This is a genomic window from Planctobacterium sp. R6 (genome assembly GCF_055755215.1).
The window spans coordinates 73,344-86,325 of sequence record NZ_JBVTQY010000013.1 but is presented as its reverse complement, the minus strand read 5'-3'; the positions used below and the strand labels follow the sequence as shown (position 1 = coordinate 86,325).

At 43.5% G+C, this 12,982-nt stretch carries 9 protein-coding genes and 1 other RNA gene; 8 read left to right on the top strand and 2 right to left on the bottom strand.

Annotated elements, in window-relative coordinates:
* The first annotated feature begins 43 nt into the window (after positions 1-43).
* Positions 44-703, top strand: a complete 660-nt coding sequence (gene maiA / locus AC0J20_RS10690) for a maleylacetoacetate isomerase (RefSeq protein WP_473021650.1) — start codon at positions 44-46, stop codon at positions 701-703.
* Positions 704-714: 11 nt separating this feature from the next.
* Here maiA and AC0J20_RS10685 read toward each other — a convergent pair whose 3' ends face one another.
* Positions 715-1,182 (bottom strand): Lrp/AsnC family transcriptional regulator, encoded by a 468-nt coding sequence (locus AC0J20_RS10685; protein ID WP_229528740.1) that lies wholly within the window; start codon positions 1,180-1,182, stop codon positions 715-717.
* Positions 1,183-1,451: 269 nt separating this feature from the next.
* On the opposite strand from AC0J20_RS10685, the gene AC0J20_RS10680 reads away from it, so the two are divergent.
* A complete protein-coding gene (locus AC0J20_RS10680) occupies positions 1,452-2,510 on the top strand; it encodes a Glu/Leu/Phe/Val family dehydrogenase (RefSeq protein WP_473021639.1) in 1,059 nt (352 codons plus the stop codon).
* 79 nt (positions 2,511-2,589) lie between these two features.
* An RNA gene (gene ffs / locus AC0J20_RS10675) (signal recognition particle sRNA small type) lies at positions 2,590-2,686 on the top strand.
* A gap of 21 nt (positions 2,687-2,707) precedes the next feature.
* On the opposite strand, the gene AC0J20_RS10670 is transcribed toward ffs, so the two are convergent.
* Complete coding sequence (locus AC0J20_RS10670; protein ID WP_229528742.1) at positions 2,708-2,983, bottom strand: late competence development ComFB family protein; 276 nt, start codon at positions 2,981-2,983, stop codon at positions 2,708-2,710.
* Positions 2,984-3,164: 181 nt separating this feature from the next.
* On the opposite strand from AC0J20_RS10670, the gene AC0J20_RS10665 reads away from it, so the two are divergent.
* From AC0J20_RS10665 to AC0J20_RS10645, 5 genes are all read left to right on the top strand, one after another.
* The gene (locus AC0J20_RS10665; RefSeq protein WP_229528743.1) at positions 3,165-4,259 is read left to right on the top strand and encodes a tryptophan 2,3-dioxygenase family protein; all 1,095 of its coding nucleotides are present in this window, start codon (positions 3,165-3,167) and stop codon (positions 4,257-4,259) included.
* Positions 4,260-4,491: 232 nt separating this feature from the next.
* Positions 4,492-7,113 (top strand): TonB-dependent receptor, encoded by a 2,622-nt coding sequence (locus AC0J20_RS10660; protein ID WP_229528744.1) that lies wholly within the window; start codon positions 4,492-4,494, stop codon positions 7,111-7,113.
* Between the two features lie 166 nt (positions 7,114-7,279).
* A complete protein-coding gene (locus AC0J20_RS10655) occupies positions 7,280-8,188 on the top strand; it encodes a hypothetical protein (protein ID WP_473021638.1) in 909 nt (302 codons plus the stop codon).
* Positions 8,189-8,227: 39 nt separating this feature from the next.
* Positions 8,228-10,738 (top strand): B12-binding domain-containing radical SAM protein, encoded by a 2,511-nt coding sequence (locus tag AC0J20_RS10650; RefSeq protein ID WP_473021637.1) that lies wholly within the window; start codon positions 8,228-8,230, stop codon positions 10,736-10,738.
* A gap of 242 nt (positions 10,739-10,980) precedes the next feature.
* Complete coding sequence (locus tag AC0J20_RS10645) at positions 10,981-12,783, top strand: 2OG-Fe(II) oxygenase family protein (protein ID WP_473021636.1); 1,803 nt, start codon at positions 10,981-10,983, stop codon at positions 12,781-12,783.
* The last annotated feature ends 199 nt before the right edge of the window (positions 12,784-12,982 follow it).

Here is a 12,982-nt window from a genome sequence, read left to right as displayed (position 1 = left end):
TGAAAAGTGACCGAAGAAGTTGCTGAGTATTTAACGACAGGAGATAGATATGAAACTGTATGGCTATTGGCGCTCATCGGCCAGTTACAGGGTTAGAATCGCGCTCAATCTGAAAGAGATTGATTATGAGTATATCCCCGTTCACCTCGTCAAAGACGGAGGAGAGCAGCATAGTAATGAATACAAATTGCTTAACCCTGCCGAATTAGTGCCAACACTGGTGGACAGCGATAATGAATCAGACATTATCCTTAATCAGTCTCTGGCAATCATCGAATATCTGGATGAACGATTTCCCGAAACGAATAAGTTGATACCGGATCACAAACTGGATCGAGCCCGGGTTCGAGCCGTGGCCTATGATTTGGCCTGCGATGCGCAACCTATTCAAAACCTGAGGGTGTTGCAGTACCTTGAGCAGCACTTTAATGCTGATCAAAATGCCAAGACAGCCTGGGCAAAGCATTGGATAGAACAGGCGTTTGCCTCTGTTGAGCGCCGAATTCAAAACTCGGCAGCGGATTTTTGTTTCGGATTTAATGTGTCAATGGCTGATGTGGTGCTGGTGCCCCAATATTACAACGCACAGAGGTTTGGTGTTGATATGAGCCACTATCCATTGATAAAAAGAGTTGTAGATAATTGTAATAAGCTGGAGGCTTTTGTTCAGGCTGCACCGGAAGCACAACCTGATGCTCAGTAGCGGTCGAGACGCTACTGAGATTTAATCGGCAGTTCTGTGGTGTTTTTCACCTGTTTCAATGCAAACGTTGAACTCAGGTGATCAACACAGGGCAGGTGAGTCAGTTTAGATTTTAATAAATGCTCGTATTCTTCAATACTCTCAACAATCACTTTCAATAAATAATCTTTTTCACCACTGGTGGTGTGGCACTCGATGATTTCTGAAATGTCTTGTACAGCCTCTTCAAAGGCATTCAGCGATTCAGTATCGTGATTTTTAAGTGTCACATAAATGAAAACACTGACACCTAAGTTGAGCAACTTATTGTTTAGCAGTGTTACTTTGCTTTTTATAATGCCGGCACTTTCCAGCTTTTTAACGCGTCGCCAACAGGGGGTATGCGACAGACCAACCAATTGACTGAGGTCAGCCATGGATACGGTGGCGTCTCTTTGCAGAACGCGTAAGATTTCACGATCAAACTTATCTAATTTCATTTAGGAGATAGGGTTTTTATTTTTTGTGAAAGGTAACAGGATTTTTCTATTTCAGAAAGAATTTTAGTACAAAAAACTCGTTTATCGTGTATCTGATGGCAAAATTGGGTGAAAGATATTAATTCCTGAAAATCGCGAAATCCACATGGAATATTTTCCTTACAGCTATTCTGGTCTTACCCCGGATTTTCTTTGAGATCCCAGGTTACGACTGTGTCAAAATAAGTACAATCCGAACAACGCAATAATAATTGAAAAGAAAGAGTCCTATGTCTGTATTTGAACATCATGAATTTGATCAACACGAAAAAGTGTTATTTTGCAAAGATAAGTCGTCGGGCTTGCAGGCGATTATTGCAGTACATAACACCAATCTTGGCCCGGCCTTGGGCGGATGCAGAATGTGGCACTACGCCGATAGTAGTGAAGCATTAACTGACGTATTACGCCTGTCAAAAGGCATGACTTACAAAGCAGCCATGGCCAATCTGAAATTAGGCGGTGGTAAAGCTGTTATTATTGGTAATCCTCATACAGATAAAACGCCAGCAATGATGACCGCGATGGGGCGTTTTGTGAACGCTGCTCAGGGCGACTATATTACCGCTGAAGACTCAGGTATCAGTATTGATGATTTAAATCTGATGTCTGAGCAAAGTCAGTATGTCGCAGGGATTCATTCTCGTTATAGTTTTCATGGCGGCCATGCCGATGGCAACCCGGCGCCGGCGACCGCCTACGGTGTCTTTGTTGGATTGAAAGAATCCGTCAGATACAAGTTAGGTACAGACTTAAAAGGCCTCAAAGTGGCAATTCAGGGATTGGGCCACGTAGGCTACCGTCTGGCACAACAATTAAAAGATGAAGGCGCAGAGCTGATTGTTACCGACATCTACGAGCAGCAACTAAAGCGCGCGGAAGCAGAGCTTGGTGCTATTGTTGTAAGTCCGGAAGAAATTGTGCAGCAAGATGTCGACGTGTTTGCTCCCTGTGCACTGGGTGCGGTGTTGAATGAACGCACCATCCCGCAGTTAAAATGCAAGGTAATTGCCGGTGCTGCTAACAATCAGTTGGCTAAAGAAGAGCATGGAAAACTGTTGGTGGAGGCGGGCATTCTTTACGCTCCAGATTATGTGTTGAATGCCGGTGGCATCATTGATATTTACCATCAGAACCAGGAAGACAGCAGCGCACAGGCGCTGAAAACTCACCTTGAGGGTATTGCCCTGACCCTGCGCGAAATATACACCCGTGCTGATCAGGAGCAGTTGCCCACTAATCGCGTGAGTAATTTGATCGCTGAAGAGCGATTCGGAAAATCCTGGTAATACCCCGCAGGGGCTGAATTAAATTTGCAGTCCCTGGCTGAATTGGGCATAATGCGCGCCGCGATTTCAATGGCGGTCCTGTTGGTCCTCCCGCAATGATAATTTGTGAACTCGGTCAGGCCCGGAAGGGAGCAGCCGCAGCAGATGACTCATGTGCCGGGATGTGGCTGGCGGGATTGCCACCCTCAAATTTGCTTTTATTTTTCGCCTCTGCTTTCCCTTTCGTCTAAAATCTTAATACCCAAATCTATGGCTTCTTCGACTTCCTGCTCCATTTGGATCCGTTCTAACTGCGGCAGAAAAAAAGCCATGTCTACTTCGTACCTGATGTATCTCGGCGGCACTTTATTCAATGCCAGACAGCATAAATCGGCAATATAATCTGCCGTTTTTTTCCTGGGTAAGTTGAGCTTTTCAATGCGTTCTAAAACCAGGTGTTCGTAATAGTTGTGAATATCATCATCAAGTTTCATGACCGGCCACAGTGATGTTAAACTCAGTAATTAATCGTTGACCTTGTATCAATTTAAATAACCGCTGTTGGTTGTTCAATTGAAACAGTTTTAACCTAATCTTTTATATAGACCAGCTTACTTCAAAGAGCAACATACTCGTTTTACAGAGCGTGGTGCAAATGTCGTGCAGGAGAACAAAATGAAAAAAAACACGACCCCGGTATATTACGGCGATTACCTACATCTTGATCGCATTTTAAGTGCTCAGGAACTTCAAAGTGAAAAGTATGCAACTGCCGCTCACGATGAAACCTTATTTATTATCGTACATCAGGTGTATGAGCTTTGGTTCAAGCAAATTCTGCATGAGTTGAGTACGGTTATTGACGTGTTTTCTCAACAGGCCGTGGAAGATCATCAATTGTCCACCGTGGTGCACCGGTTAAACCGGGTAATAAAAATCCAGAAATTACTCAATGATCAAATCAGCATCATGGAAACCATGACTCCACAGGAATTTTTGTCTTTCAGAGATTATTTAGTTCCCGCATCGGGATTTCAGAGCATTCAGTTTAAAATGCTGGAAATTGGACTGGGTTTGAAGTCGCAGTATCGCATCGATTTTGACAAGCAGTCTTTTTACCAACGGCTGGAAGAAAAAGATCGGCATTTTCTTGAAGCCCTGGAACAAAAACAAAGTTTGTTCGAACTGGTGAACGCCTGGTTAGAGCGACTACCTTTGTTGGAGTTTGATAATTTTAAGTTTTGGCAACACTATGAATCTGCCACTAAGGAAATGTTGAAGAGTGATCGGGAAATCATAAAAAATAACAATATGATTTCTGAAGAGGATAGGCAAAAAGAACTGCTGGAATTGCAAAAAACCGAAGCCAGCTTTAACGCCATTTTTGATGAACAATATTATCAAAAGCTGATGGAAGAAGGGCATTACAGGCTTTCTCAAAATGCACTGATGTCAGCGTTATTTATTCATCAATACAGCGAAGAGCCAGTCTTTAATCTGCCGTTTCAGTTTCTGACGTGTTTAACTGAGATTGATGAAAATCTGACCTTGTGGCGGTACCGGCATGCGATGATGGTACAAAGGATGCTGGGAACGAAAATAGGCACAGGTGGATCCTCAGGGCACGAGTATTTGAAAAAAACCACTGAATCCAACCGAATTTTTAAAGATTTTTTCAATATGGCGACTTTCCTGTTGCCGAAAGAGGTCTTACCTGCACTTCCCGTAAACGTAAAGAAAAACCTTGGGTTTTCACTGTTTTCGGTTTAGCCTTGTTACAAAGTGTAAACTTTTTATTACGTCAATTGAAATGTTAGGGAATTGTAAATTTGAACTTTCACTGATTTTTAAAAAGTTTTCAGCTTGACCCCGCTCTTTTCCTTTGTGTATATTGTTTGCGGGTTCACTACCCGTTAGGTTCACTACCTAACAATAATCGCCGCGACACGAGCGGCAATAACACTAAATAAATTAAAAAATTAGTGGTCCAGGGAGACAACACATGTATATTAAATCCAAACTGGCTAAGTCAGTTCGACTAGCTATGGCTTTTGGTGCCGTTTCTACTGCTGCATTCAGCGGTTCAACAATGGCCCAGGAAGAAGCAGCCCAAGAAGAAGCTGTAGAAAAAATCGCAGTAACAGGTTCTCGTCTACGTAGAGCGGACCTTGAAGGTTCTGTTCCAATTACTACGATTGACAGAACTCAGTTAGAGTTCTCCGGTCAAGTTTCTGTATCTGACCTTCTTCGTAACACCAGCTTCAACGCTGCTGGTTCATTCAGACCTCAATCAGGTAGCTCAGCACAGGGTGTTTCTACTGTTGATTTGAGAGGTTTAGGTTCAGAGCGTACTTTGGTACTTATCGATGGTCGTCGTTTACCTAAGTCGCCTTCAACAGGTTCTTCTGCTGACCTTAACTCAATCCCAACTGCTATCATTGAGCGAATCGAAGTATTAACTCAGGGTGCATCAGCGGTATACGGTTCTGACGCAGTAGCAGGTGTAATCAACATCATCACCAGAAAAGAATTCAACGGCGTTGAAATCAAACTTGGTGCGCATGAAATTGAGCACGAAGGTGGTGACCGTGAAGAAGGCTCGATCATTATCGGTACTTCAAGCGACAAAGGTAACATCGTAGGTGGTGTTTCATGGAACCATCGTGACATCGTATTCCAGAGAGACTTCCCTTGGTATGCACCAGGTGCATCTTTGTACGGTAACAGCTTCTCTACTGCGACTGACAACGGTGACGGCACATACACTGATGACTTCAACGTAACTTCTTTCCCAGGCGGCTGTAACGACGGTGAAGGTTTCTACGAAGTTGACTATGCAGCCTCTATCACTGGCCAGCGTTGTGCTTATAACTTTGCATTAGTATCTGCTGACGAAGCATCTACTGGTGTAACCAGCTTGTTCATGAACAGCGAATATGAAATCGCTGACGGTTGGAAACTACTGTCTAAAATGAACTGGAACAAAACTGATTCATTCGGTCGTTATGCACCAGTTCCAGATTCACCTTCACCGTTCGCTGGTGGTACTGGCAACCCAATCCCGGTTGATAGCCCGAACAACCCAACTAACCCAGAAAGTGCGATGTATGACCCAGCATTTGGTCCAAACGTACCAGTTTTCTGGTGGCACCGTTTTGACGCATTAGGTAATCGTGACAACGAAGTTGAAAACGATACGCAGAACCTGATGGTTATGGTTGAAGGTGAAGTGGGTGACTTTTTCGTAGACTTCGGTGTACGTCGTACTAAAAACAAAACTTACGATATCGGTCGTAACTACTTAGTACGTACCACTGCAGAAGCTTACATCAACGACGGTACTTACGATCTGCAAAACCCAAGCGCAAACCCAGATTCAGTTCTGAACGCGATGAAAGCAACCATTTCTCGTATCAGTATCTATGACCAGGACGAAGTTTTCGCTTCTGCTCAAACTGATCTGTTCGAAATGGGCGGCGGCATGTCTTCAATCATCTTCGGTGTTGAATGGCGGGAAGAAGATTACAACGACCAATACGATTCACTGTCTGAAGCTGGTGCAATCGGTGGTTCTTCTGGTAACTCTGCAGGTGGTGGTCGTACTGCACGTGCAGCTTTCGTAGAGACTTTGTTGCCAGTAATGGACAACCTGGAAGTCACCTTAGCGGGTCGTTACGATGACTACAGTGATTATGGTGATGACTTCTCTCCTCAGATCTCTGTTCGTTGGGAACCAATGGAAGATTTAGTTGTTCGTGGTGGTTGGGGACAAGGTTTCCGCGCACCAACACTGGACATCCTGACTCAGAAAGATTCTTTCGCAGCTGACTCTGTGTCTGATGACACTCACTGTGCGGCATTGAGTTTGCCAGTAGGTTGTTCTGTACAGATCAACGGTTTGCGTACTGCTAACCCGAACCTGAGTTCAGAGCAATCTGAGCAGTTGTCTGTGGGTATCGCTTATCAACCGCTTGACAGCTTAAGTTTCTCATTAGATTACTTCGATATTGAGATTGAAGAACGTATTAACTTCTTCGATGCTCAGGAGCTGGTAAACAGAGAAGCCGCAGGCGACCCAATCCCAGCTGGTTTAGGTGTTGAAAGATTACCTACTGGTGCGATTACTCGTATCGTTCAGGGTTATGGTAACGATGGTACACTTGAAACTTCTGGTGTTGACTTGAACGTTAAGTACTCTCAAGACCTTGGTTTTGGTGACCTGACTTCTTCACTGCAATACTCTTATGTATTCGATTACAGAACTGACGGTGGCAGAAACGAGATCGGTGATATCGGTCAGCCAGAAGACAGAGGTGTTTGGTCAAACACATTAGCGGTAGGTGACTTCAACGTTGCATACAACCTGAACTACATCGGTGACAACGCTGAGAACGTAGTTGACGGTGAGCAAATTGGTCACGTTGGTTCTTGGGTTACTCATGATATCAACGTAACTTACCACACGCCGTTTAACTCTAAAGTTACTCTTGGTGTGAACAACGTTGGCGGTAAAGAGCCACCTCTTGAATCATTCCGTGGGGGCGGTGGTAGCCGTTCTTATAACTTCGACTTGTACGATGGTTACGGACGTATCGTTTACGCGAGATACGTACAATCTTTCTAATTTGACTTAGAGAGAAACATAAATGAGAAAGCCAGCGCAAGCTGGCTTTTTATTTATGGGCCGATATAATGAAAACAAATAACAATAAGATTAACCCATACAATACCCGAAAGGGCGCAATGGTAAGCAATGCTATTGACCATTGAGACTCGGTATCTTTTCTATCATGCATAAGCAAACTATTCCTTGGCAGTCCTACTGGCAAGACGGCAACTTCGATACTTTTGGTAAATCCTTTTCTGATGGCAATCCGGTTGCTGATGCGTTAGCAGTAAAACTAAAAGAGATTACACTGACAAACAGTGAAGTGCAGACTTTATTGGATTTGGGATGTGGTAAAGGTGAGCATTTTCAATGGTTAAGAGAGATGTTACCCGTTCAGATAAATCAACCCCTTCATATAGTGGGAGTTGATGCTGCAATTCCAACCATGGAAATTGATAGCCACAGCAAAATTGTCAAAGATAACTTTGAATCACTGAGTCATGTACTGAAGTCAGAGCTGTGCTTTGACGTTGTCTTTGCAATGTTTGCAGCGGAGTATGGCCAGTTCAACAGAGTCCTGAAAGCACTGCAGTCATTACATAGTGGACAACTGGATTGCATTTTTCTGATGCACACACCCGGCTCAATCATCACTGAAAAAACCAGGCACACTCTGGATTTTTACCGTTTGTTTTTAAATAAAGACCTTGATAAGGCCCTGAGAAAACTCAAAAAGACAACTAACATTAAAATGTTCGAGACAACTGTACTCAATAACCTTAACGCGGTAATTGGACTTAAGCGTTCTGAGTTGATGTACGACCTGCACACGGTGGCGGAACGATTACAGCGCTTGTTTAGTTCCATAAATCTGAGCCAGAAGTCAAAGCACGTAGAGCAGTTGTTGCATTACTTTGAGCAATTAAGTATGCATAAGTTGCGTTTGGAGCAGCAATTAGCAGCGTCTAAAAACAGTGAACTGTTAAACGGTGCATTGGCAGATGCGGGTCATCATATAAAAACTGATGAGATATTGTTTAATAGTTATGGTGAAATAGGGCGTTTTATTCACTTTGTTATCCAGCACTAGCGCAGACAAAATTATAGACTGAATAGAATTAATACACTTATGCCAAACATCTTTCCAAGCCATGCTTCCGCCATTGTTTATCGTCAGTCGACGCTGATGCTGGTTTCACTTTCTGGTGTGCATCCCGCAATTAATCTGTCGCTGGCGGACGTACTGCTTATTGATGCAATGTTGAGACACAAACAAAACCGTGATGTGATTGGAAGTTTTTTCTCCACTGCTATGGGGAAGCGCTTAAGACAAAGCGTCAGTGATGCTCAAATACTAAACAGAATAAATGAATTAGAAGTTGTTAAACATCAATGTAACGCATTCAGTGATATTGAGGTCGTGCCATTATCTGAACAGCCAGTAACCGATAGTGGCAAACTAACTTCGATGGATGAACAATTCTACCTAAGCATGCACCACAGTGTCTATTTGGCGCAATCCGGGTTTGTGTGTTATGCCCCGGCTATGGGCACCTATGTCAGCCTGACCGGTGAACAAACAATTTTGCTGTTGTCATTTGCCGGCGGCACCAAGCCAGATGCCTTGTTTTCCCATAATAATTTTGCCGGTGCAGACCAACAGGCGCTTTTCTGTTGGTTGCAAAGTATGCTAAATGCCGGGGTGCTGGTGACTAAATCTGTTATTGAAACACCCCAGAAAGCAAAATTAAGTTCATTCTCAACGCAATCCACTGACAATCCTACCATTGAATTGGATTGGAAAGCCGTTGATTCGGACGGTCGAATTCCCGTTTATTTTGTACCCCATATGGAAAATCATTTTCCGCTGGCTTTAGGGGTATTACTCAATGCCTTAAATGAACATAACTCGGGAGTGTTACGAGATAAGTTTCTGTTTTTGCCCATAACCTATCTGGAACCGACTGATTTGATCAATGGTCCATATCGAAAATTCGGTACCGGGATATGGTTGTTTTCCAATTATATGTGGTCAATAGACCTGAATATGCAAATCAGCAATGCGATTAAACAACATGATTCGGGTAATTTCACCATTCATGGCGGGCCCAGTACACCCGATTATCCAGAAGCGTGTGAAACTTTTCTGAAAGATAATCCTTCGGTTGATATTGCCGTTCATGGTGAAGGTGAAGTGACAATCACTGAAATATTTGAAGTCCTGGCGCAGTCATTTACTGCTGATGGCGATATAGATCGTTTTAGACTCAGTAAAGTGACGGGCATTACCTTTAAAGATCCCATTGCCAACAATATTATTCGCACCGGAAGTCGTGAACGCATGAAAGAACCGGACAGCGTGCCATCACCTTATCTTTCTGGCGTTTTTGACAATTATCAGGGCAGGGTGGAAGCAGCGATAATAGAGACTAACAGAGGTTGCCCTTACGGATGCACATTTTGTGATTGGGGGTCAGCCACTAACCAGAAAATACGCAAGTTCGACCTCGAGCGGGTGTATGACGAAATTACCTGGATAGGTCGAAACAAGATCCGGGTTATTTGGATTGCCGATGCCAACTATGGTTTGTACGAAAGAGATATTGATATTTCCAAACACATTGTTGCCACGAAAAAGAAATACGGCTTTCCACAAGAAGTTGTCGTTAATTACACAAAGAATTCAACCCGAAAACTCGTAGATATTATCAAGGTTTTCAGCGAGGGAGGGATAATTAGTCAGGGGATTATTTCCATACAAACCACAGATGAGAAAACCCTGGAAGTTATCAACCGCAAAAACATTCGCACAGAACGCTATGATGAATTGTCTGAGATCTTTGCTGAACAAAAGTTGCCGCTTTCAACCGATTTGATGATTGGCCTGCCTGGTATAACTGTGGATTCGTTTAAGTTGGATTTGCAGCGCTATATAGATAAAGATATTTCGGTTAAGGCCTATCCAACTCAATTACTGCCTAACAGCCCCATGGCTGACCCTGAGTACATTAAGAAGTACCAGATTAAAGTGGATAAAAATAATTTTATTCTTTCCACCTACAGCTTTACCCAGCAAGAGCTGGTGCACATGAAAGGGCTGTTTCAGGTTTATGAAATGGCAGAGGGTTATGGTTTACTGAGATACCTCACTCGGTACTTACAGTGGGAGTATGAGATTCAGGCAATTGAGTTTTTGGAAACATTACTTATCGACGTCAATGCCAATCCGAATACCTACCCACTGCTGACCTGGGGAGTTCATTATTTTAATGTAGAAAAGAACATTCCGGGTGGCTGGCACGCTTTTTATCGCGAACTGGCCAGCTACCTGATTAACAGGTATGAGATAGCCGATGATAGCCGATTAGCTACGGTGCTGGCCGTCAGTGCTGCCTCAATGCCAGATGATGGATTGCAATATCCCTACGTAGTCGAGACCGAGCATGACTTTGTCGCTTACTTCGTTGCAGCGAAAGAACAGTTCCAACCGCTCAGCGCCTACGGCAAGAGTGAGTTTTCAGTTTCTGATCCCAATTCTCTGGTGGATATCGATCTCAATGCCACGCAATATGATTCACATCAGTATTTTTGGGAGCTGCAATCCGAAATATCACGACCTAAATCGGTTGTAAAGGTATGATCAAAGCAGCGGCTTGCTGGGATTATAAGCAGCCTGGAAATATAGTGCATTTTACCCTATATAAAAGCCTGTAAACGTCAGCCTTTTTATCGCAGAACTGCCCAACAAGTATTGGTTAAATGGCTGGTCGCCTTGCTATATTGTTATGACGCATTCAAAAATAGTGCACAGTACGCCATTAATGATTGCTGAATTAAGGATTTAAACCCGGTTACTTACTGTTTAATGGTATTAGTTAGCGAATGAGTGCAGATTTATTTAAAAAAGCGTTACAGGCTCATCAGTCTGGTGATCTTCGGAGTGCCTCAGAATATTATCAGAAGGTATTGCAAAGAGTTCCGCGGGAGCACAACGCTTTACAACTTCTCGGAGGGGTTTTTCATGCGCAGGGTGACAACGCAACGGCATTAAAGTATCTGCAGGCCTCTCTGAATATAAAACCTGACCAGCCCCAGGTCATGCTCAATGTCGCAACTTGCCAAAGACAGTTGCAAGACTACAGCGGCGCCTTAACAACGTTAAAGCAATTAATGCGTCGCGATTCCGCCAATTTTGGCGCGTTCAAATGCCGTATGTTCGTATTGGTAGAGATGGGCGATTATGAAAGGGCCTATCAGGAGCTCAATGCACAGATACATAAATTTCCCGGCCATTATGAACTGTATAATTTATTGGGTGCGGTTGCTTCTGAATGTGAGCACTTTGAAAAAGCCATCAGAGCTTACCAGAAAGCGTTAAAGATAAGACCAAACTCCGACGTCGCCAGACATAATCTGGGGTTAGCCTATCGACAAAATGGCGAACCTGAAAAAGCCCTGAAAGAATATCAAATTGTTCTCAATAGTGGTAAACACAGCTATCAGCTAATGCACAACTTAGGAGATACCTATTTTGATCTGGGGCACTTTGAACAAGCTGCCACTTATTACCGCAACGCACTAAAGCTTAATTTTTCCAGTCTGGAATCTCATATCGGATTGAGCGAAACCTTGTGGCAATCCGGGGAAGACAAGTTGTTTTTAAGCAGCTTTGAAAAGGCAGTACTCAAATTCCCTGATAAAACCAGGTTACTCTACAGTTTTATACGACGACTGTGGCGTGTCGGGCAATACAAACAGGCGTTTAATCTGCTCCAAAGCCGTGAGGGTGCTTCTGGCACTGACCCGATATTCCAATTTTTGCTGGCTAACTGCTGGTTGGCAACCGGAGATACAGGTCAGGCTAATACTTGTTTTAAAAAGTCGCTGCTGGGACGAGAGCTCCCTTTATCTGATAAGTTAGAGGTGTGTCGGATATACCTGGACCAGGCAAGGTTCAGTGAGGCAATGACTATTTGCACCGACATCTTAAAGACGGCACCAAACCACACAGAGGCATTGGCATGGTGGGCCGTTTGTCTGGGGCAAAGCAAGGATAAGCAAGTTGATAAACTCTATGATTTTGAGCATTTGATTGGCAGTTACCAGCTGTTTGACAAAAACACAGACGGCAACCTTTATCGGGATCTGGTAGACGAGCTAAGCCGAAAGCACCGCGCCAATGAACCTGTCCGGGACAAGTCATTACACAATGGGACTCAAACGCGGGGCCATTTGTTCCGGAAGTCTCAAGTTTCCTGTCTGAACGAGCTGGAAAAACGGATGCTCGACAGGGTGGCAAGTTATTTAGAAGGCAGGCCGGAAACCGCAAAATTGCGACAGTGGCCAGACAAGGCACATTTTGAGCTAACCTCGGCTTGTTCTGTAAAACTCAATAGCAATGGCTATCAAACTACGAAAATACATGCTGAAAGTCAGCTTACCGGGGTGTTTTATTTAACCACTTATAAAGCACCATCTTCTGGTACTGAGGAGGGGGGATATCTAAAAATCGGTGAAGCGCCGCTGCAAAATCCGGAATCATCATCGGTAATGAAATTGCTAAAAGCCGAAGTGGGGCGGTTATATATATTCCCATCATACTTTTGGCACGCGACTTCGCCATTGGGGGATGCTGGTCAACAAATCACCGTATCGTTCGAAATTAACTCACCCAAATTTTCCTGAAAAAAAATTTGCTGCGGATTGCTATAATTTTATTCGGATCTTTTAGCGTTTTATGCAAATTTCTTGCAAGCTTATGTATACAAAGCCCTTGTCGCAGCACTCCTGATTCCTTGTTTCAAAAATTTACAATCTGTTACAGCTTATTCGCATAATAATTAAACAAATGGCTGATGAAATTCATATTTTTGTTATATTTTTT

Coding starts and splice junctions, on each gene's coding strand:
- AC0J20_RS10685 (WP_229528740.1), bottom strand. CDS start 1,182: ATGAAATTAGATAAGTTTGATCGTGAAATCTTACGCGTTCTGCAAAGA.
- AC0J20_RS10680 (WP_473021639.1), top strand. CDS start 1,452: ATGTCTGTATTTGAACATCATGAATTTGATCAACACGAAAAAGTGTTA.
- AC0J20_RS10670 (WP_229528742.1), bottom strand. CDS start 2,983: ATGAAACTTGATGATGATATTCACAACTATTACGAACACCTGGTTTTA.
- AC0J20_RS10665 (WP_229528743.1), top strand. CDS start 3,165: ATGAAAAAAAACACGACCCCGGTATATTACGGCGATTACCTACATCTT.
- AC0J20_RS10660 (WP_229528744.1), top strand. CDS start 4,492: ATGTATATTAAATCCAAACTGGCTAAGTCAGTTCGACTAGCTATGGCT.
- AC0J20_RS10655 (WP_473021638.1), top strand. CDS start 7,280: ATGCATAAGCAAACTATTCCTTGGCAGTCCTACTGGCAAGACGGCAAC.
- AC0J20_RS10650 (WP_473021637.1), top strand. CDS start 8,228: ATGCCAAACATCTTTCCAAGCCATGCTTCCGCCATTGTTTATCGTCAG.
- AC0J20_RS10645 (WP_473021636.1), top strand. CDS start 10,981: ATGAGTGCAGATTTATTTAAAAAAGCGTTACAGGCTCATCAGTCTGGT.